General features: G+C 66.2%; 11 protein-coding genes. 5 read left to right on the forward strand and 6 right to left on the reverse strand.

The window, feature by feature from the left end:
* Positions 1-644 precede the first annotated feature (644 nt).
* The gene (locus AB0L64_RS19715) at positions 645-2,945 is read left to right on the forward strand and encodes a hypothetical protein (protein WP_363711900.1); all 2,301 of its coding nucleotides are present in this window, start codon (positions 645-647) and stop codon (positions 2,943-2,945) included.
* Positions 2,946-3,045: 100 nt separating this feature from the next.
* Positions 3,046-3,822, forward strand: a complete 777-nt coding sequence (locus tag AB0L64_RS19720; RefSeq protein ID WP_363711902.1) for an FCD domain-containing protein — start codon at positions 3,046-3,048, stop codon at positions 3,820-3,822.
* A gap of 48 nt (positions 3,823-3,870) precedes the next feature.
* Here the strand turns inward: AB0L64_RS19720 and AB0L64_RS19725 are convergent, their stop codons facing one another.
* Positions 3,871-7,716, reverse strand: a complete 3,846-nt coding sequence (locus tag AB0L64_RS19725) for a discoidin domain-containing protein (protein ID WP_363711904.1) — start codon at positions 7,714-7,716, stop codon at positions 3,871-3,873.
* A 246-nt stretch (positions 7,717-7,962) separates the two neighbouring features.
* Between AB0L64_RS19725 and AB0L64_RS19730 the strand changes: the two genes are divergently transcribed.
* A complete protein-coding gene (locus AB0L64_RS19730) occupies positions 7,963-8,994 on the forward strand; it encodes an enolase C-terminal domain-like protein (RefSeq protein WP_363711907.1) in 1,032 nt (343 codons plus the stop codon).
* A 51-nt stretch (positions 8,995-9,045) separates the two neighbouring features.
* Here AB0L64_RS19730 and AB0L64_RS19735 read toward each other — a convergent pair whose 3' ends face one another.
* From AB0L64_RS19735 to AB0L64_RS19750, 4 genes are all read right to left on the reverse strand, one after another.
* Positions 9,046-10,338 (reverse strand): Gfo/Idh/MocA family oxidoreductase, encoded by a 1,293-nt coding sequence (locus AB0L64_RS19735; RefSeq protein ID WP_363711909.1) that lies wholly within the window; start codon positions 10,336-10,338, stop codon positions 9,046-9,048.
* Positions 10,319-11,239 carry a carbohydrate ABC transporter permease gene (locus AB0L64_RS19740; protein ID WP_363711911.1) on the reverse strand — a complete coding sequence of 307 codons (921 nt, stop codon included), beginning with the start codon at positions 11,237-11,239 and terminating at the stop codon, positions 10,319-10,321. Before AB0L64_RS19740 ends, AB0L64_RS19735 begins: the two co-directional genes overlap by 20 nt.
* Complete coding sequence (locus AB0L64_RS19745) at positions 11,236-12,132, reverse strand: sugar ABC transporter permease (protein ID WP_363711913.1); 897 nt, start codon at positions 12,130-12,132, stop codon at positions 11,236-11,238. The genes AB0L64_RS19740 and AB0L64_RS19745 overlap by 4 nt, the downstream gene beginning before the upstream one ends.
* A gap of 79 nt (positions 12,133-12,211) precedes the next feature.
* On the reverse strand, positions 12,212-13,513 hold the full coding sequence (locus AB0L64_RS19750; RefSeq protein WP_363711915.1) for an extracellular solute-binding protein: 1,302 nt from the start codon (positions 13,511-13,513) through the stop codon (positions 12,212-12,214).
* A gap of 193 nt (positions 13,514-13,706) precedes the next feature.
* Here AB0L64_RS19750 and AB0L64_RS19755 point away from each other — a divergent pair, with 193 nt between their 5' ends.
* Complete coding sequence (locus AB0L64_RS19755) at positions 13,707-14,954, forward strand: ROK family protein (RefSeq protein WP_363711917.1); 1,248 nt, start codon at positions 13,707-13,709, stop codon at positions 14,952-14,954.
* A gap of 168 nt (positions 14,955-15,122) precedes the next feature.
* Here AB0L64_RS19755 and AB0L64_RS19760 read toward each other — a convergent pair whose 3' ends face one another.
* On the reverse strand, positions 15,123-15,653 hold the full coding sequence (locus AB0L64_RS19760) for a glycoside hydrolase family 20 zincin-like fold domain-containing protein (protein WP_363711919.1): 531 nt from the start codon (positions 15,651-15,653) through the stop codon (positions 15,123-15,125).
* 414 nt (positions 15,654-16,067) lie between these two features.
* Between AB0L64_RS19760 and AB0L64_RS19765 the strand changes: the two genes are divergently transcribed.
* On the forward strand, positions 16,068-20,858 hold the full coding sequence (locus tag AB0L64_RS19765; RefSeq protein ID WP_363711921.1) for a putative Ig domain-containing protein: 4,791 nt from the start codon (positions 16,068-16,070) through the stop codon (positions 20,856-20,858).
* The last annotated feature ends 631 nt before the right edge of the window (positions 20,859-21,489 follow it).

Below are 21,489 nucleotides of genomic sequence, written 5' to 3' on the forward strand. Positions count from 1 at the left end.
GGCAAAAACGTTACGAGTCAGTGATTAATCTGGCGCAGACCGGAACCCTGGGTAGCCGTTCGAATCCGTTGGGTAGGCCGACACTCATGAATCGACGAACCTGGCTTCACAAGACCAGAAGGCCTGCACTGCGGCCACCCCGTGGATCAACCTGGGCAACTACTCGTTCCCGAACGGCGTCGCGAAGACGATCACGCTGAACCCCTCGGCGAACGGGATCGTGACGCGTCGATATGGGAACGACCTCGGTCGGACTGCTCGGCGCTGAAGCGATCGAGCTTCGTGCTGCCGGTGGGCTCGGACAACTCGGGGCTTCCGCCGGGTCTGAGTCGAGAGAGTGCCTTGCGACGAACGCGCGGTCGTGTGGCGGGCTGCGGGGCGTGTTGTTGGCAAGTTCGATCGGCTCGGCTTCGGGGCCGGTGACTGACAGGACTGCAACAAGCTGCAGGAGGGTTGCCCTCGGCGGGTTTTGAACGATACATATCTGTTTGACCTTCGCCGGTGTCGCTCGGGGTGCGCCGGATCCGCCCGATTATGGAGTGTTGATGCGTCGCGCCCGTCTGCTGCTGACGTCTGCCCTTGTCTTGTCGTTTCCCTTCACTGGGGTTGTCCCTGCGGCTGCTGCACCACAGTGGTCCGCGCAGGTGGACGTCGCCCCGGTGGCGCCGACCGCCGTACAGACCTTTCCGGTCCTCGGCGGCCTCGGCGTCGCGTGGACTGCGCCCGTCGATGGCGGTGCTCCCGAGGGCTATGTGGTCCAGTCGCTTCGTACCAACGGCGCGTGGGCTGATGCCTCGAAGCAGTTGCCCGCCGGTACGACGAGTTGGGTGGACTCCCGTGTAAAGGCGGGCGCCAGTGCGACGTACCGGGTGATCGCGGTGAACGTCGACGGCGAGAGCCAGCCGAGCGCGACCGCGACAGGCATCAGGCCGGTGACGGACCCCGCTGTCGGTAGCAACGACGTCCTGACCGTCGACGCCGACATCGCGTCGTACCAGACGGCTCCCGCGTTCACCGACGGGGTGGCCGGCTCGGTAGCGCAGTCCACGGCCGGCGGAGTCCGGGCGCTCTCCGCGGGGGATCTGCAGATCGCGTTGCCGGCGATCCTCTCGGGGCCTGGAAGCCATTCAGTCGGCGGCCAATCGTTCGTCGTGCGCCAGAACGACCACGAATGCAGCCTCACCGGCACCTTGAACGTCGCCGAGATCGCTTACAGCGCCGACCTCCAGGTCGCGACGATGAGTGCGACGTACTCCGGCAGTTGCCCCGAGGGCAACTCCTTGTACGGCGAGATCCGGATCAAGAGCACGCAGCAGTACGCCGCGTTGGCGATCGACACGCCGCGCGTGGATCTCGGCCGGATCGAGCTCAACACCGCGCCGAGGACCGTCCGGGTGACGCTGACGAACGTTGGCACTAAAGACCTCGTCGTGGGCATCAAGCCACTGCCTGCCGATCCCACCTGGACGCGCCGGGAAGACTTCGCCTGCCAGCAGCTTGCGCCCGGGGCCTCCTGCGCCGTCGTCGTGACGTTCACGCCGGATTATCCCAACGACCCGTTGACTTCGCTTCAGATCGACGACAACACCGCGCGAAGGCAGCACCGCATCCGTCTGAGCGCCAGCGTGTACACCGTCCCCAGTGCGCCCGACAAGGTCGCGGTGGATGCGACGTACAGCGGGGTGGACCTGTCCTGGAGCCCGGGATTTTGGGGCAACGCCGCACCTGTGGGATTCGTCGTCGAGCGTTCGGTCAACGGGATCGAGACCAGGTTCACCGTGCCGGCGGAGCAGACGCACTGGACCGAGCCATGGAACGGAAACTCGTACCCGACGTACCGGGTGTCCGCTGTCAACGAGTTCTTCGAAGGGCAACCGAGCGACCGCGTGTCGCCGGCCAGGGCGAGGGAGCAGGTAACAGCCCTCGTCCGGCGGCCGAACGAGCCGGTCGTGCTCGGGAGTCTCGCGGTGCCGAAGGCCACTCAGATCGTGCCGGTCGAGAACGCGCCGACGGACGCCACCGAGGTGACGGGCGCGCCGAACGGCATCGACATCGCGTACGTTCTCGGCGACAACCTGTGGGTTCGTCAGCAGGGCGCCGACAGGCTTGTCCGGTCCGCAGCCGGGATGGCGCATCCGGCGTGGTCGCCGGACGGCACCCGGATCGCGTTCAACGTGGCGGGCAGCGATTCGTCCGCCTGTGTTGACATCCTGACGTTGTCCGACTCGTCCGTGGTCAGGGTCGGCTGCAACCTCGATCATCCGATCTGGCACCCTGACAACCACTCCCTGATCGTCCAGGACAGCAGCATCGCCGGAGCGCCACTGACCCAGGTCCAGGCAGCGGAGCAGGGGGCACGGATCGCCACTCTCGAAGGTTCTGAGGGTGCTACGCGAGCTGTGCTGTCACCGACGGGGAACGTACTTGCGTACGTGGCTGCGGGCAAGAGCGGACTCGTCGCGTTCCAGTCGCCGGACGGCGGAACAGCCACCGTGGCGGACTTCGGCTTTGTCGAGGGTAAGACCATCGAAGATCTCGAGTGGGACACCGTCGGCCGGCAGCTCGCCGTCCTGACCAGGTCCGGGGACCGCGACATCATCGAGTCTTTCGACGCCGGTGATTTTCTCGGTGGTGGTGGGCTCAGCTTCAGTGCCCCCGTGTACAACACGACGACCGAACGCATTGTCGACCTCACGTGGCAGGGACACAACGTCGTGATCGCGGACGTCCCGGCAGCGAGCGGTCCGGACGTGTCGATACCGTTCGACACGTCCGCCGTGAACGGCGATGGCACCCAGTGCATCCTGGACGGCGACTTCCTCGGTTCCTGTACGTCGCCGTTCACCGCGACCGGTTTGTCGAGCGGCCGACACACGCTACAGATCCAGCCCAGCATCGTGGGCGGATACTTCGCCACCGCCACTCGCACGTTCACTGTCCAGTAGCAGGCAACCGCGAACATGCCACGCGTCCCGGTCTCTCAGACCGGGGCGCGGATGTGAAGTATCTTGGGATCCGGTGTGTAGGTGGGAGATTGGGGACGTGATGCCGGGCCGGTCAGAGCGGTTGTCGTCTGCGGCGCAGCAGGGGAGTGCGCAGGGCGGATACCGTCCCGGGTACGAGATCGCGGCGGAGCGGATCCTGGAGTACATCGTCAGCGCCCGCCTGGAGCCTGGGGATCGGCTGCCGACCGAGAAGGATCTCGCGGAGGCGGTGGGGATGTCTCGGACCATCGTCCGGGAGGCAGTCAAGATCCTGTCGGCGCTGGGCCGGATCTCGGTCCAGATGGGCCGCGGGATCTACGTCGCCCAGCCCGAGGGTGCGCTCTGGCGGGAGTCGCTGGCGCACTTCCTGCCGACCGATCTCGGTCAGGTCGAGGAGATCTTCGAGTTCCGCCGGTTCGTGGAGACCAAGACAACCGAACTCGCCGCCCAGCGGGCCACGCCGGCCCAGGTGAAGGCGTTGCGGGAGGCCGCGCAGCTGACCGCGGATGCCGCGGTGGAGGGGGATCTCGAGGCGTTCAACCGGGCCGACGAGAAGTTCCACGGTGCCATCGGGGACGCCTCGTCCAACATGTTCCTGTCGGCGAGTGTCGACTCCGTGCAGCGGCTGCAGCGCCAGATCAGTGTGATCGGGCTCGCGGGCGTGGCGGGTGGCTCGACCGTGGTGGCGGCGGACCAGCACGCGGCGATCGCGGCGGCCATCGGGGCGGGGGACGAGCGGCAGGCGGTGGCGCTGATGATCGAGCACATCGACACGACCTTGGCGCAGTTCAAGCAGGAGATCCACACGCGGATGTTCGCCGCCGACGGCACCAACTGAACGGGCAATGCCTCGTCCGGACCGAGCCCGGACGAGGCATTACCGTGCTCACTTACCGTTGACCGCCGCCTCAAGCAGGTCGATCGCCGCGCCGTTCGCCGCGCCGTCGAAAGTCAGGCGGACGTACTTGCCCTGCACGTTCAACGGGTACTGGTTGTAGGCGCCGAAGTACGCCTTGCCGGTCGGTCCGGCGACGGTGCTGACGTCGGTCCAGGTCGCTGCGTCGACACTCGTCTGGATCTTGATCGTCGTGGGAGTGTTCAGGTACCGCTGGTCCAGCGTGTTGTAGGTCAGTTGGAGGTTGGACAGCTCGGACGTCGCCGGCAGCTCGAACTGGATCCACGAGGGTGTACCGGCTGCAGAAGACCACTTCAGGTTGTCGAAGTGCATCGCATCGATGCTCCGTCCGTCGGTGAGCGCTCCGACATCGTCCTGGTCGCTGCCCGCCGTGATCCGTGCCGTCGTCGCGAGGTCGCGGTAGGGCTGCAGGTCGAGGAAGACCCGATTGGTCGTGACCGTCTTGCCGTTCAACCTCACGTCGGCCCAGACGACTCCTCTGGTGAGCCGGTCGACCTGCGGGGTGACGATCTTGTTCTTCTCGAACTTGAAGGTGTCGACCTCCTTGATCGCAACTGGCGTGTAGTTGTCGCCGCCGGCAAGGTCGACGATCCCGCCGTGCCAGGTGACCTTGGCTGCGGCCAGTCCGATCGCACCACCCTTGGCGGATCTGCCTTCGATCGTGTACCGGAGCCCGTCGTTCAGGCCGAACTCGCCGTACGTCTCCTTCCCGCCGATCATTAAGGATGCGCCGAGCATGTCTTCGCCGACGAAGACGACACCGTCTTTGACGCTCACCTTCAGAGCGTCCGACTTGGTGACCCCCTCGTGGGTGCCGGTCACCGTAATCGTCGTCGTGCCGTCGGAGACCGGGGTCACGATCCCGGAAGGTTCGACCTTCGCGACACTTGGGTCCGCGCTGGCGTAGCGAACCGGCGAGAGGTTCGCCTTGAGGGCAGGGAACGTCATGTATCCCTCGGCCTCGACCTTCAGCACTCCCGGTGCCAGTTGCTTGCCCGTGGCGACGACATTGGTGAGTGTGTACTTCCGCGCCGGGTTGTCGGTGACGATCTTGATGATCGTGTCGATCGGATCTTCCCCGACGTTGCCAAGGTTGATCGTCAAGCTGTCGCCTGTCTGGCTGAACGAGGTCACCGGAAGGTTCTGGTTCAGCCAGCTCACCGAGGTCACGCGGTCCTTGACCGGGCTGATGGTGAGTGTTCGGCCGGGGATCGCGTCGAAGCCCTTCTTGCCGTCCGGCCCCTTGACGACATGGAGGTAGATGTCGTTGTCGCGCGCGGTCGCGTAGCCCCATTGCGGCCCGGTGGTGCTGTTGGGGAAGGCGAACTTCTCGTAGTTGCCGCGACCGTCGTCCTGATAGCCGTATCCGGCCAGGAAGTACGGCGTGGTACCTGTCGTGGCCTCGTGCCGCTCGGGCAGGCCGGCGGGCGCGAACCAGTCGGCCAGTTGCTCGCGGACGTCGATGAACTCCTGCACGCCCTTCGGGTAGCGAGTGGCGATGGTGGTGGGGGAGTCCCAGTTCGGGCCCCGGCTGTCGATCACGGTCTGGTCGTTGTTGTCGACGTACCCGCGGCTCGCGTTCATGATCATTTCTTTGGTGACCTGGCGGAAGTCGTCGCGCTGGCCGTAATAGGGCGACACCTGGTTCTTCGTGCGGATCATCTTCCACGGTTCCATCGGTGTCCGTTTGACCAGGTGATTCTGCACTGCGTTCGAGTAGATGCCTGATGCCTCGCCGGTGCGCAGGTCCGGGTCGCCGTACTCCTGACCCCAGGCGTTCGAGTCGATGACGATGTCGTTGCTGTGGTCGCGGACGGCGCTGTACATGACGTCGTAGTTCGCGTTGGGCATCGCCTGCGGGCCGTCGAAGTACAGGTACGCCGGGTCGTAGCGCCCGATCAGATCCTCGACGTTCTGCACGAACACGTCCGTGGAGTAGTGCTGCAGCCCGCCGCCCTCGGTGGCGTAGTACAGCCCGAACTTCATGCCGTACCGCTTCACGGCCTGCTCGTACTGCTTCAGCCCGTCGACGACCTGCCCGGTCTTGTCCTTGGGCAGGTAGAGCTGCCGGATGTGCTTCGGGTCGGCGAACTTCGACGGCCAGAAGTAGTTCTGCTGCAGGGCTTCGATCGAGACCAGTGAGTGTCCTTGGCGCTTGGCTCGCGCCGCCCAGAGGTCCGCCGAGTGGTTCGGATCGACGAAGTAGTCGTACGTCGGTGTCGCGTGTGTCAGGGCACTGACGCGACCCTCCTCGAACCACTTGTTCGGCCGCTCCTTCACCGTGGTGGTGAAGGTCTTCGTCGCAGTACTGCCGGCGCGGTCGGTGACCTGCACGGTGAAGCTGTAGTCGCCCGTCGCAGCCGTGCCGCTGACGATGCCCTTGGTGCTGTTGAGATCGGCGTTGCCATTGACGAGGCCGTCCGCGATCGTGCCGTCGGGGTTGAGTTCCAGCCCGTCCGGCAGGCGGCCGTCGACGATCTTCCAGGTGTAGCCGGGCTGACCTCCGCCGGCCATGAACTGGAACGCAGACGCGGCGACTCCGTGGTTCGCGGTCGAGGTGGACTTGTTCCAGACGTACGGCCATTCCTGGTAGCCGGTCGGCGTGTTGCCGCGCGGGAACGGCACCTTGACCGGGTCGTCCGTCGCCAGACCGCCCGACACAATCCGGAGCGACGGTACCGGACCGGCAACCGAGCTCGTCAGGCCGCTCACCGTGTTGCCGTTCTGATCCGCCACCCGTCCGTAGAAGCCCAGGTAGGCGACGTTCTGATCCTTCGCGATCGGCACGCCGTTCGCGTTCACGTCCTCGGTGTAGGTGTGCTTGATCTGGATCATCAGCTTGTTCCAGCCCTGCCGCAGCTGGACCGCCTGCTTCGTCAGATCCTTCTGTACCTCGACAGGTGTGCTCGGCGGCGTCAGGCAGCGGTCATTCACGTAGATCCGGTACGACCCACTCGCGCCGACGTCGAAGTACGCGTCCTTGGCCTCCGGGCTGTAGACGTAGGTGCTCGCGTAGACGTACTTGTTCCGTGTGTCGACGCCCTTCTTGACCGTGTAGTACCCATAGAGATCCTGGTAGTCGTCGTAGTTGCGGTTGTAGAGCCGGTCGTCGAAGTACTCCCAGTCGTGGTGCTCACCGCCGAACCCGAACGAGGCGCCCAGCCCGGGGGTGATCGGGTTCTTCCCGTCGGCCGGCACCGGCCGGTTGTACACCTCGACCTCGGAGATCCCGGTGATCGACGGGTACGGCGTCCGCCCCTTGTCGATCTCGATCTTCATCGCGACAACGTTCGTGAGCCCGGGATCCGCGGAGTACAGCGTCGGCGAGGAAGGGCTGGCGGAGGTGCTGTTCACCTGGCCCGATGCGACGGTGCTCCCGTCCGCGAGGACGAACGTGAGGTGATACCAGTTGTTCACGTGCCGGCCGTCGCCCCACTGGGCGATCCGGACCTCGTTCAGGGAGATCGGGCTCCTCCAGCTGAACTGCACCCAGGGGCTCGAGTCGTTCTCCGTCACCCATTGGCTCCTGGTGCTCCCGTCGGCCAGATAGCTGACGGGGTTGACCGCCAGGGTCGAGGACGACGCGGTGATCGTGGATGCCTGCGGAGCGTAGTTCACCTGCTCCGGGACCTCGCACTCGTACACCTTGTCGGCCACCGGCGCCTCGAACGGGCCCGACACCAGCCACGAGTTGAGGAACGGGGCGCTGCCGGCCACCTGTTGCGCGTACGCCGTGGGCTTGGGCGGAGCGAGGAGGAAGGACGCGGCGAGGATCGCCGCCAGGGCTGCTAGCGATGCGGTTCTTCTGTGTCTCACGGGTGGTCTCCTGGTCAGCATGCATCTGAGTCTTTGGGCCGTGAATTTTGGGGCCTGAGCCCATCGGTTCGGGTCGGTTCCGTGCCGCGAATCCCTACTGTCAGCGGCGTTCGAGGTGGGTCGAGTATGTCCAGGGTGATGTATTGCGTCAACCCTATGGATCTGCTCTAATGACCAAGCATTGATCAGATAGATCAGAAGCATTTCAACGCGGCGGGTACCGCTCTTCCCGACCTGAAGGACGACATGCGAATCACAGACGTGACCCTGGAACTCGTCGACCTCCCGGCCCAGCCGGCGTTTCGGTGGCGGGCCGGGCTGCCCGGCTCGGAAGGGCCGGCGGTCGGCGGAGTCCTGCGGATCCACACCGACGAGGGGCTGACCGGCGAGGCGCGTACCCGCCGCGGCCGGATCGTGGCCGATCTCGTCGAGCGCCGCATCCGTGCCGACCTGATCGGTGCGGATCCCCTGTGGCGGGAGCTGCTGTGGCATCGGCTGTGGGAGCTCGACCGGATCGAGGAGCTTCCGATCTACGCCCTCGGCCTGGTCGACGTCGCGTTGTGGGACCTCGCCGGGAAGGCCGCGGGCCTTCCGGTTCATCAACTGCTGGGGACCTTCCGCGACTCCGTCCCCGCCTACGCGAGCACGGTGACCTTCGCGTCCGTGGAGGAGTACCTCGACGTCGCCGACCAATGTCTGGAGGCCGGGTACCAGGCGATCAAGCTGCACGCCTGGGGCGATGCGCGCGCCGACGCCGACCTGTGCCAGAAGCTGCGCGCCCATGTGGGCGACGATGTTCCACTGATGTACGACGGCTCCGCCGGCTTCGACCTCACCGACGCCGTGTACGTCGGACGTGCTCTGTCGGAGGTCGGCTACACCTGGTACGAGGAGCCGATGCGCGAGTTCGGTGTCACGGCGTACCGCCGGCTCGCCGAGCGTGTCGACGTACCGCTGCTGGTGGCCGAGACCTCCGACGGCGCGCACCTGAACGTCGCGGACTTCATCACCGCCGGTACGGCGGGCTACGTGCGGACCAGCGCGCAGTACAAGGGCGGCATCACCGGCGCGATGCGGATCGCGCACCTCGCCGACAGCTTCCAGCTCCGCGCCGAGGTGCACGGCTCCGACATCGTCAACGCCCACCTGTGCATGGCGATCCCCAACACCACGTACTACGAGTCCCTCGTCTACGCCAACCCGGTCGTCCGCGAGCCTGCCGTTGGCCCGGACGGCCTCGTGCGCGCCCCCTCCGCCCCCGGCATCGGCTATCAGTGACGACATCGGCCTGATCGGGACGGCCGCGCGGCAGCCGAGGACGAGGACCGATCACGCGAGCGAAGGGGCCAGGGACACGACGGTGCCGGTGCGGCGCGCCTCCTCGGCGGCGAACACCACCCGGTGGCCGGCCATGCTCTCGGCGACACTCGTGCTGAGATGCCCGGGGGAGTTGTCCCGCAGCGCGGCGACGAACGTCGCGACCAGGTGCCGGTCCCCGCCGCCATGGCCCGCCGCGGCGTCGAAGCCGAGTTCGTCGGTGTCGTACACCGTCGTCCGGAGCGTGCGGAAGTCGTAGACGCTGAGCATCCGCCCGTCTCCGGTGATCTGCCCGGCAGTGCCGAACAGCCTGGTCTTGCGGTTGCTGCCCTCGGTGAAGGCCGAGAGGGTGAAGCTCGCCAGGCGTCCGTCGCCGAACTCGAGTTGCACGGTCTGGTGGTCGACCACGTCGTTGTCGCACAGGTACGCACAGCGTCCCCACGGGCCGGTCTGTAGAGCACGGTCGATCGCCTCCGGTGTGACCTCGCCCGCCATGACCAGGGCGTTGTACTCCTCGGCGGAGCCGGGGTTGTTCAGACCGCTGCGATAGAACCGCACCGCGGAGTACGCACAGGAGGACTCCACCGCACAGGTCACGCAGCGATCGGACCCGCCGGACGGCTGCGATTCGGGGCGGAAGTGCCCGAGCGAGCCGAAGGACGTCACCCGTTGCACCGGGCGGCCCATGATGTGCAGCAGCCAGTCGATGTCGTGGCAGGACTTGGCGAGCAGCAGGCTGTGGCTGGTGGCAGAACGGGCCCAGTTGCCGCGCACGAACGAGTGCGCGAAGTGCAGATGACCGATCGGCTCGAGATGCTCGATCTGCATGACCTCGCCGATCGCGCCGGCATCGAGGAGCTCGCGCAACTTCTTCGTGTACGGCGTGTACCGAAGCACATGGCACACCGTGATGCTGACGCCGTTCGCCGTCGCGGCGTTCTCGATGTCGTCGCAGTCCGCCGGACTGGTCGCGATCGGCTTCTCCAGGAGGATGTGATAGCCCGCCGCGGCGAAGGCCACGCTCGCGTCGCGGTGCTGCTCGTCGGGCAGCGCCACGACGACCGCGTCAGCCAGCCGTGGCAGCGCGGCGAGGTCACGCCAGTCGTCGAACACCCGCGCGTCCGGGAAGCGGTCGGCGAAGCGGGCGAGCGTCGCCGGGTTCCGGTCGGCGACCGCGACCACCTCGACGCCCGGAAGCTCGGCAGCCTCCGCCGCGTACGCGTGCCCGCGCATTCCGGCACCGACGACGGCCAGGCGGATGGCCCGAGTGTTGCGGACGACGGCGTCATCCCTTGGCTGCGCCACTGAGCAGTCCCTTCACGAAGTACTTCTGCAAGAAGACGAACAGGATGACGATCGGGATCGTCGCGAGCACCATGTAGGCGAACACGGCTCCGTAGTTCGACACGTGTTCGCTGATCTGGCGGTACATGCCGACCGTGACCGTGCTTCCGCTGGCCGGCCCGAGGATGATCAGCGGAGTGATGAAGTCGTTCCACAGCCCGACCGCGACGAAGATCACGACGCTCGCCCCCGCCGGCCGGAGCAGGGGGAACACGATCGCCCAGAACGTGCGTACGGGTCCCGCGCCGTCGATGGCGGCAGCCTCCTCGATCCCTTTCGGAATGGTGCGCATGAATCCCGTGAAGACCAGCACTCCGAAGGGCAGGTTTCCCGCGACGTACACGATGATCAGGCCGGACACCGAGCCGATCAGCCCGAAGTCCCGCAGCATGCGCAGCAGCGGCAGCAGCGTGGTCGCCTGCGGGATCATCAGGCCGAGTGGGATGGTGATCCACAGCAGCTTCGCAAACCAGCTCGCCGAACGCACCATGTAGTGCGCCATCATCGCGGCGACGACTGTGGAGACCAGGGTGCCGATCACGGTGATCTGGACGCTGTTGATCAGGCCGGTCCAGAACAGCGCGTCGGGACGCGTGAAAACGTCGACGAAGTTCTGCGCCGTGAGCGGCAGTACCGGAAGCCCGGGGTACTTGTAGATGTCGTCCTGCGTCTTGAACGCGTTCAGCACAACGAGGTAGATCGGGTAGATGAAGATCGCGGTCACGACCAGCGCGATACCCGTGTGCACCGGTCCGGCGCCGCCTGCCACCTCGCCGCGCCGGCGACGCCTGCCGGGGCGAGCTGGGCCCGCGCTGCCTTCGGCCGTGCCTTCGACGACTTCCGGCGACTCTGCGGTGATCACAGGTCCACCTCCCGCTTGCGCATCAGCCGGATCGAGAACAGGGAGATCACCGCGATGATGAGGAACATCACGGCGGCCTTGGCAGCGGCGTATCCCACGGCGCCTGCGTCGAGGCCGGTGTGTACGACGTCGAACGCGAGGGTCGAGGTCGTGCCGACACCAGGCCCGCCGTTGGTCATCACCTTCACCTGGTCGTAGATCTTGAATCCGCCGATCATCGACAGCACGGTCATGATGGTGACCGAGGGCGCCAGCAACGGCCACGTCACGGCCCTGAACTGGCGCACCGGGCCGGCGCCGTCGATGGATGCGGCTTCCAGGAGATCCTTGGGAACGCTCTGCAGGCCCGCGAGGTAGAGGACCACGCACACACCGACGGACTGCCACGCGACGATGGCACCGACGCTGTAGAGCGCGAGGGAGGGATCGGACAGCCAGCCGGGTGGATGGGGCATGAAGGAGCGCAAGGCCGAGTTGATCAGGCCGTCGTCCTTCAGCAGCAGCTGCCAGATCACCGCCACGACGACGGACGAGAGGATGACCGGCACGAAGAACACCGCTCGCATCGCGTTGAAGACCCATCCGCTCCGGTCGAGGAGGAGCGCGATCCCGAGCCCGATCGCGTTCGGCACGATGATGCAGATGATCGCGAGGATCACGGTGTTGCCCAAGGTCTGCAGGTACGCCGGATCGGAGAACAGCCGCGCGTAGTTCTCGAACCACACGAACGAGGTGGTGACCCGGTAGGTGTCCTCGTTCGTCAGGCTCGAGCCGAACGCGACCAGCAGCGGCCAGAGCACGAACACCGCGTAGAGCGCGGTGCCGGGCAGTGCGAACAGGAGGAAGTGGAGTGGATCGCGCAGGATCTTCCTGCGCTTCGTGTGCGTGTTCATGTGGCCTTCGCTTCTCGAGTACCTCGTTCGGGAACGGGACGGCTCCGGCCGGAGTCCGTCCCTCCCGAGACGGATGTGCCTACTTCTTCGCGGCGGTGTACTGCTCGTCGAGGTACTTCGCGAACCTCTCGGGCGTTGTCTTGCCCGTCAGCAGGTCGACGCCGGCCGCGATCAGTTTGTCGCTGAAGCCCGGCGGGAGGGCACCGTCGCCGGTGATGTTGCCCCACGCCGGAACCGTCGCGCTCTCGGAGACCGCCGCGTCGTAGCCGGCCGCCATCTCCTTGTAGAGCGGACCCACACCGCTGGGGATCGTGTAGTCCTTCACCGTCACGATCGCGCCATCGGTGATCACGGCGGAGTCCAGGTTCTCCTTGTCCGTCGCGAACGCCAGTGCCCACTTCTTGGCGAGCTCGACGTTCTTCGAACTCGCGTTCACGTTCATGCCCGCGCCCGTGACGACCGGGTACGCCGGCTTGCCGTTGTCGCCGGGCCAGCCGAACACGCCGATGTTGGTCAGCTTCTTGCCGTCAGCCGCGGCGGTGAACCACGAGCCCATCGGATACATCGCCGCCTTGCCGGCGACGAACGCCTGCTCGAGGTCGGCGTAGGTGCGGGTCATGCCGGCCGGATCCGCGAAACCGTTCTTCACGAGCTTCGCGACCTTCTCCGCGGCGCCGACGAATTCCGGATCGCTGAACTTCACCTCGTCCTTCTCGCGCTTGAGGAACCATGCCGGATCGCCGACGAGTACATCGGCCGCGACAGTGGCGTTGAGCGCGAACGACGTCGCCCAGGTGTCCTTGCCGCCACCCCCGATCTCGAACGGGGAGATGCCGGCGGCCTTCAGCTTCGCGCAGTCCTCGAGCAGTTCCGCGTAGGTCTTCGGCGGTGCGCTGATGCCTGCCTTGCTGAAGAGGTCCTTGTTGTAGTAGACGAGCGGAATCGCCTGAGCACCGGTGGGGACGCCGTAGAACTTGCCGTTGATGGTGCCGGAGGTGAAGTCGGTGATGCCGGCAGCCGTCAGTTCGTCGCGGCTGTACTCGGCGAGTTTGCCCTTCTGGGCAAGGCCGTTCGCGATGCCGGCGGCAAAGATGTCGGGTGCTTGCCCGGACGCGAACAGTTGCTGTGCGTACGCCGGGGTGTTCTCGCCGACGACCTTCTTGATCGTGACGCCGGGGACCGCCTTCGACGCCCGGCCGATGGCGGCGTCCCAGTACTGCGGGGTCAGGTTCGGGGACTCCGAGACGAGGAACGTCAGCGTGACGTCGCCGCCGGAGTCGGAAGCGGCGGGTGCGCCGGCCGTGCAGCCGGTCAGCGCGAGGGCAGCCGCGGCAAGAGTACCCAGGGCCAGGTACCGCGTTGTACGCCGTTGTGTACGCACGGATGTCTCATTTCTTGAGTAGGGGTTGCGGCGTGCCCGCCGGCGCGACACGTTGCGCGACAATTAACCAAAAAAGTTTAATAATGGGCGGTTGAAGTAGTCTGACAACGGCCTGAGGTGCTGTCAACCCTTCGCGTTTCCTCTATCCTTGGATGGGTCATGACGCCTCGGTGATTCAGAAATGAGATTGTGTATGTCGATCAAGCGTGCCGGTGCCGGGCACGCGGGGGACCCCTCCGCGTTGCGGAAGCTGAACGTCGCCGCCGTGCTACGGCTGCTCTACGCCGCGCAGGCGAGCGATGTGGCGGGCTCTGGCGAGGTCACAGCGGGCGACCGGTACACGGTGACCGAGATCGCGCAGACGGTAGGCATCTCGCGTCCGACCGCCGAGGACGTGGTGGATGCTCTGGTCGAGCACGGGTGGCTGGTCGCCGTGGCGCCGAGGCCGGCGGCGCCCGGCCGTCGTTCGGCCGGCCGTCCTGCTCGGACGATAACGTTCGACTCCCAGGTCGGCTGTGTGGTCGGGTTCGATCTCGCCCGGCATTGGGTGCGAGCGCTCGTCTCGGACCTGGCTGGACGAGTGATCGGACGCGCGGACTATCCCGTGGCCGACGGGGCGAGCGCGGCGGAGCGCAGCGCTGCGGCACGCACCGCGATCACAGAAGCGCTGCGCCTCGCCGATCGGCGTCCTGCGCAGATCCTCGCCGCGTCCGCTGCGACGGTCGGCATTGCCCGCGCTGACGGTCAGGTGGTGCGCTCCACCATCCCGCAGATGGAGGGGCACAGCATCGCCGAGATGCTGGGAGCGTTCGTCCCCGTCCCGGTCCGGGTCGCGAACGACATGCGCGCTGCCGTCCTCGCCGAGTACTGGGCCGGCGCGGCTGTGGGCTGCAGCAGTGCGGTGTATCTCCACGTGGGGCGGCGCATCGGATCGTCGTACCTCATCGACGGTGTCTCACCGCTGGGGCATCACGGGGCTGCGGGGGAGATTCCGCCGGAGTCCGGCCGCCGGCTGGTCGATGCCTACCGCAAGCTCGTGAGCTTCACAGGGGTCCGAGTCGATAATCTCTCGCGCGACGAAATGCTCGGGATCGATCCGCTGACAGTCTTCGAGGCGGCACGGCGAGGAGAGGCCGATGCCCGCCAGGCGGTCGTCGACTTCGCGGACGAGTTCGCCGCGGCCATCGAAGGCCTCGTGATCACCGTCGATCCCGAGGTGGTGGTCGTCGGCGGTGGCGTGGTCGTCGCCGGCGATATCGCGGCGGACGCGATCCGCTCGAGACTCGCCCGCGTGTGCATGTTCGAACCGCGCGTCGTCGTCTCACCTCTGGGCGAGAGCGCGGCCGCCCTGGGAGCAGTGCGTCTCGCCCTCAACGAGTTCGAGGAGATGCTGTTCTCGAATCCCTTCGCCCGTGGGCAGGGCGCTGAGGAGGCTGGATGACCGTTGCCGCCCACGCGGCGTCGCTCAGCTCGCCGGGCCGAATGCCCTGGATGCGGTACGACGAGGCGCAGGCCTTCTCCCAGAACAGCCGTACCGACGAGACCCCAGCTGGTTCCGCGAGCACAGCCGGTCCGCGGAACCACGGCACGAACTCGTCGAAGACCTCCTTCATGAACTGTGTGGTCCCGGGTTTGCTGAGGTCGAGATGGTCGGAGTTGCGCCGTTCAGGCCGAGGCCGGCGAGCCGGAAGGCCGACTGTGCCTTCGACCAGTCCCCGCCGGGTCCGCCGAACGCGTTGTCGTTGAGGCCCACCGGGAGCGTCACCTCCCCGGGGTTCTGCCGGACCAGCATCTGCAGCAGGCTCCGGGTGCCCCAGAAGACCCCGGTCGGTGTGCGACTGGTGATGTGAACGCCGTCGGTCGTGTCCAACCGATAGCCCTCGGCGGCGGCCACCGCGGTCGGCCCTACGTCGGCGGCCGCGTCCAGCTCGAGCGCGATGTCTCGGGGTTGCGGCTCGGAGGCCACGACCGTGGACACGGTCCAGCCGGTCAGATCTTTCAGATCGGCACAGAGTTGGTCGGCGGCCACGCGCAGCGCTGACGCGTCGTCGGGACTCACACTGATCCGCAGATCGGCCGCGAGCCGGACCTCACCGACCCCTCCGGTCCACTGCTGCAGTGCAGGGACGACATCAGGCATCGCGTTGACCATCTGCACCGGCCCAGGCTGCGCCGCGGCTCCGGCGGCGCCAAGCTCAGAGCCGCCATGATCGCCACTGCGGGCAGGGCGACACCTCTCCATCGTCTATTCACGAAACCTCCACAGGTGCTGGTTGGGATGCTCATGGCGCGGCTGATGACTTCGAGAATGAATCTGATTCATCAGACCTTGACTCGGCGTCGAGGCACTGTCAATACTTCGGTCTGACTCGGGCTCTGATCGGAGCTCTGCGTCGCCAGACCCACTGAGAATCTGGCGATTCCGGCGTCCGCGGCTCGACGACTGGGCTCGCCCCGGGGGGATCCAGGCTCCGCCAAAGCTTCCGATCTATAGATTCAACCGGAAGGGTCGAGAAGTTCATGCATGCCGATCTGGGCAGAACAAGGAGATAGCGTGAGGCGATTACGAAAGGTCCGGTACGGCGTGCTTGCGGGCGTGACTGCGCTGGCGTTGGCAGCAGGCATGAGCGTGCTGGCCCAGCCGCCGGCGCAGGCGGCGCAGACGGAAGGAACGGCGCCGTACCTGAACCAGTGGGTGGTGTCCGGTCCGCACGCCGATGCGGATGCGATCGGCAAGGACACCTCGAGCTGGCAGTACTTCGACGACCGGATCTTCAACCGGAACTACGACGACTACAACGACTTGATGGGCTACTTCGACGTCAAGCAGGGTGAGTCGACGGTCGACAAGTGGGTGGCGACAGCGACCTACGTCTACAGCCCCACCGCGCAGACCGTCCACTGGCAGGTCGGTGGGTCGGGTCTGTACCGCCTGTTCGCCAACGACGCTGCTGTTCGGCAGCAGAGCCAGGTCCCCAGCCGGGTCAGCAAGACCGGCACGAAGTACCCGGTGCAGTTGAACGAGGGCTGGAACAAGCTGGTCATCCAGATCCAGCACAAGAACCCGGGCAAGAACAAGAACTTCCTCGGCTTCTACACCCGGATCGGGGACAGCTCCGGCAACGTCGTACCCGGGCTGACCTACTCGGTCGCCGGACCTGGCGCGACCGGCGATCAGCTCAGCATCGTCACGAAGGGGCTGAGCATCGACCGGCAGGCCTTCGCCGCGCGGAACGCCGGTGTCCCCGCCAACGAGTATCCGTCCAACACGCTGCCGTATGCGTACGACGAGAACCCGTACGTCGGCATGGTCGCGACGATCGACGGCAACCGGAACACGTCGAGCATCGCCCCGCAGGCGGCTGCTTTCACGTTCCAGGCTGCCGGCGGACGTCCGAGCTACTCGTGGACGATCTCCGGTGGTCAACTGCCGCCGGGCCTGACGCTGGCCGCGGACGGACACATCGACGGCAAGGTCGCGGACGGCGCCAACGGCACGGCGCAGAAGGACTACACGTTCACCGTGAAGGCCACAGACGCAGCCGGCGCCACGGCCACGAAGTCGTACACGATCACGGTGAAGAAGAACCCGGTCGACTGGTTCATCGACGGCAAGATGTCGGCGTTGTCGCACACCACCGGCACGATGCCGAACCTGTACGACCCGAACTTCAACTACGACGAGTGGGCGCATACCGCCAAAGAGATGGGCATGACGATGCTCTCGACGGAGAGCCTTCAGAACACCGTCTATTACTGGCCGTCGCCGAACGCGAACCTCACGCCGGACAACTCCAACAAGCTGTACAAGTACAACGCCCTCTACCAGTCCGCGGACGGCAGCTGGCACGTCAAGGACCGGGTGCTCCAGGCCAAGCAGGCCGCCGAGCGCCACGGCCTGAAGTTCGGCGTCTACGTGTCCTCGCTGTACGAAGGCTCCCAGATCCTCGAGAGCGACATCCAGAATCTGGTGGCCCGCTACGACCCCTGGTACGTCTTCGCCGACGGGGGACCCGAGAGCTACTCCAACCCGGACGTCGCCTGGAGCTCCGCGCGGAACTACAACGACCGGGTCCTGATCGACGCCAACCCGAACGCGCAGACCGGCGACCAGGACATCACCCTCCACGAGCGCCCGTTCTGGAACAGCGAGCCGTACACCGACGGCGGCTGGATCACCGGGATCAAGCCACAGGGCCGGAAGGTCGCGCACGAGGAGTGGAACGACCCGTACACGACCGCACTGGACGTGTGGACGCAGTACGCGAAGGGCAACGAACGCGACGACTGGGCCGAGGCGGCCAAGGAGCTGATCAACCAGTACGGCCATGGCTATGTGATGAACTACGACTCGTCGATCACCGTGACGCGCGGGATGGACAATCTGAGCAGCAACCTGGACAACACGAACATCTTCTCGATGGTGCCGGTGTCGTCGCAGCAGCTGTCGGACATGCGGTCGTCGATCGTGAAGTGGCTGGAGAACGCGCACGGTCCCGACTTGCGCGAGTCGCTGTACGGCACCACGCCGTACACCATGGACTACACCCTCAAGCCCGGCTGGTACACCGACCCGCAGAAGGCGATCGCCCATGGGCAGGGGCCGGACTGGGGCTACGCGATGTCCCGCGACCAGTACGTCTACCTGCACATGGTCAAGAACCAGATTCGGGGGACGGCGAAGACCGGCTTCACCGGGCAGCCGGCGATGAGCCACCTCGGGCCCTTCGACTATCCGGTCCAGCAGGTGCAGTGGCTGAACAAGGGCAGCGCGCTGCCGTTCACCACGGAGCAGGTGAACGGGAAGTACTACGTCTCGCTCGACACCTCCGAGGTCACTACCGATCCGATCGACACGATCGTCAAGATCCAGACCGCCAACCCGGTCAGGACCTACAAGATGACGGGTACCAAGCTGTTCAGCAGCCAGACTGCGGCCGACCACCTGCAGTTGCGGGCCGAGTGCTACCTGAACGACTACACCAACGTGTTCGCACCCGCGAAGCTCAAGTACTCGAGCAGCGACCCGCAGGTGGCAACCGTGAGCGCGGCAACGGGTCTGGTCACCGCCGTCGGGGACGGAAGCGCGACCATGACCGTGACGGCGACCTACGACGACGGGGTGAACAGCCCGCAGGTCATGACGGACAGCTATCCGGTCAGGGTCAAGGCGCACGCGATCTCAGCCGCGCTTCCGCTGGTCGGCGTCAACCTGCTGACGAACGGCGCGCAGTTCTGGGGACAGTTCGGCACCGACAAGGACGTCCCGGTGGCGTTCAAGGGCTACACCCGCAAGGGCGGTGCCGTCGACGTCCTCGACGCGACCGACGTCACGTTCCACTACGCGAGCGTGGATGGCCGACGCGACAACCCGGCCGGCAAGATCACTGTCACGGAGATCCCGGCCGAGCAGTCGCCGTTCGTTGTCACCGGCAACAGGATGCGGTTCACCGCCAAGGTGCCCGCACCGACCATGTACAGCTACTGGGCCGACGTCACGGTGAACGGGAAGATCTACACCACGACACGGAACTACATCACCCTGCTCCCGGACGCCGACGTGGCCGCGGGCATCACGCCGAAGGTGACCACCGACAACGCGCACGCCAAGCTGTTGTCGGACGGCATGATCAACGACCCGACCGGTGGCAATCTGTCGAAGTGGTCGGCGTCGGCCGGCACCGAGAATGCGGCCATCACCTACGACCTGGGCAAGATGCAGGACCTCTCGCGGGTGAACGTCTTCTTCAACCACCACATGCCGAACGCCGACAATGTCACCTACTACAACGTGCCGAAGAAGGTGAAGATCGAGTACAGCGAGGACGGCACGCAGTGGACCGCCGGCAACGAGACGAACACCGTGTCCGGCGCCGGGCTACCGACCTCGCGCAACACACTCTCCGTTCCGGGCAGTGACACGACGCTGTACGGCTGGGAGCAGGACGGGCTGTACTACAACTACCCTGTCGATCCCACCAAGCCCAGCGTGCACGCCCGCTACGTCCGGATCTCCTTTCCCGGCGGCGGACAGAGTGGCAGCCCGGTCGACGTACTCGACGTCAGGATCTACTCGCTACGGGACCTGACCGCACTCGGAAGCATCCAGTTGCAACCGACGGCCGCGGCGGACCGCCGTACGGCGACGATCGATGTCGAGGGGGCGTCGTTCCTGGGAGCACCTCTCGACCTGAGAGATGCCAGCCTGACGGTCACCAGTGACAACCCGTCCGTGGTGGCCGTGGGTGCTGACCGGCGGCTGTCGTCCGGTACGGCGGGGAGGGCCCGGATCACCGTCTCGGCGGAGCTGGCCGGCTACCGGGCCGAGGACTACTTCTACGTCGACGTGGACGCCGACGGACGGATGTCGTTCCCGGTCTTCCTGAGGCAGGCGAAACTTGCGTTGAGCACCAGCTCCGTGAAGGTGGGCGAGCCGACCGTCGGCACGATCGAAGGGACGCTCAACACTGGCCAGAAGGCGAACTTGTCACCGGCGAAGATCGAGTACGGCCTCAGCGACAGCAGACTGCAAGCGGTGCCGGACAGCAACACGATCTTCCTGAAGGAGCCGATCGGCGGGCCGTTCGAGGCCACCGCGAAGGCAGTCGTGACGCTGAACGGCGTACCGGTCGAGTCGAACACGGTGCCGATCACTGCGCTCGCTGACAACATCGCGAGTTCGGCAACCGTCACAGTCTCGTCCGTCCGCGACCGGAACGGCGTACCCGACGGCAACAACCAGGACGACCGGTACCTGGGACCGAAGGCGACGGACGGCAACAAGGCAACGTCCTGGGCGGCCAAGCAGACCGACCGCAGCCCGTGGATCAAGCTGCAGTTCCCGGCCCCCGTCACGATCGACCACGTGAACCTCGTCGACCGCGGCCACGACGTCAACCAGATCGTGGAAGGCGTCCTGGAATGGGACGGCGGCAGCAAGCGGGTGACAGGTGTCCAGTGGGACGGTCAGCCGGACAATATCGTGAAGCTGGATGTGCCGGTCACGACGAGCTGGGTCAAGTTCACCATCGACCCCGACAACGCCTACAGCAATCCGGCCGGGGCGGAGTGTGGCCTGGCCGAGTTCGGTGTGTACGAGGTGCCGAAGGCGAAGGCGATCGTCGACTTCACCTCGGTCGCGGTCGACACCAAGGTCGGCGATGTACCGACGCTGCCGGCGCAGACCGGCGCGGTCTACAGCGACGGAACAACCGCGCCGGTCGACGTAACCTGGAACCCGATCACCGCGGACATGGTCGGCAAGCCCGGCTGGTTCGTCGTGACCGGCACGGTCACCGGCACGACGATCAAGCCGACCATCGTCGTCAACGTCCTGGACCACTGACGCGACCTGCCCAGGGCGGCTGCGACCGGCCGGTCACCGGTCGCAGCCACCCTGACGATCCGCGCGGACGCCTGGCCGGGTCAGATCCGCCAATCCCTTGTACTCATACGGGTCGGTGCCGGCCACCATGACGATGTCCCGCGCAGCACGCTCGCAACGCCGGCGCCGGTGTCGTCATCATCTCCGAACCCTCGACTGCGGCGCGACATCGCAACCGTGCTCGGGTTCGCCCACGTCGTCGCTCCCGGTACGCTGCGATCCGCGGTCTACGGGCGGTCGGATCCCTGGCCTACAACCACGAGGACTTCCTCGACGCCTCGTCGCCGCGCGCGGGCTGGACCTTGACGTCCTGCACACCGCAACCATCGGACTCGCCTGGCTCCGCGACACCCTCAAGGAACTGGACTCAGGCAACAGCCGCCACGCCGAGATCCTCGTCGGTCCGCTTGGTGGGCCGGTCATCGACGAGCTGCGCCGATGACCGGCCGACAATCACCAGTTCGCCGGCGGATCGCTGGCTGGAAACGAGTCGACGCCCCAAACTTCGACGATGTCTCCGGACGCGCGTTCCTGCGGCACCAGCACCGTCTTCTGCGACGGCGTCGGTGTGCCGGCGTCGAGATCGCCTGCG

It is taken from the genome of Kribbella sp. NPDC051936, from assembly GCF_040680955.1.
Lineage (GTDB): Bacteria > Actinomycetota > Actinomycetes > Propionibacteriales > Kribbellaceae > Kribbella.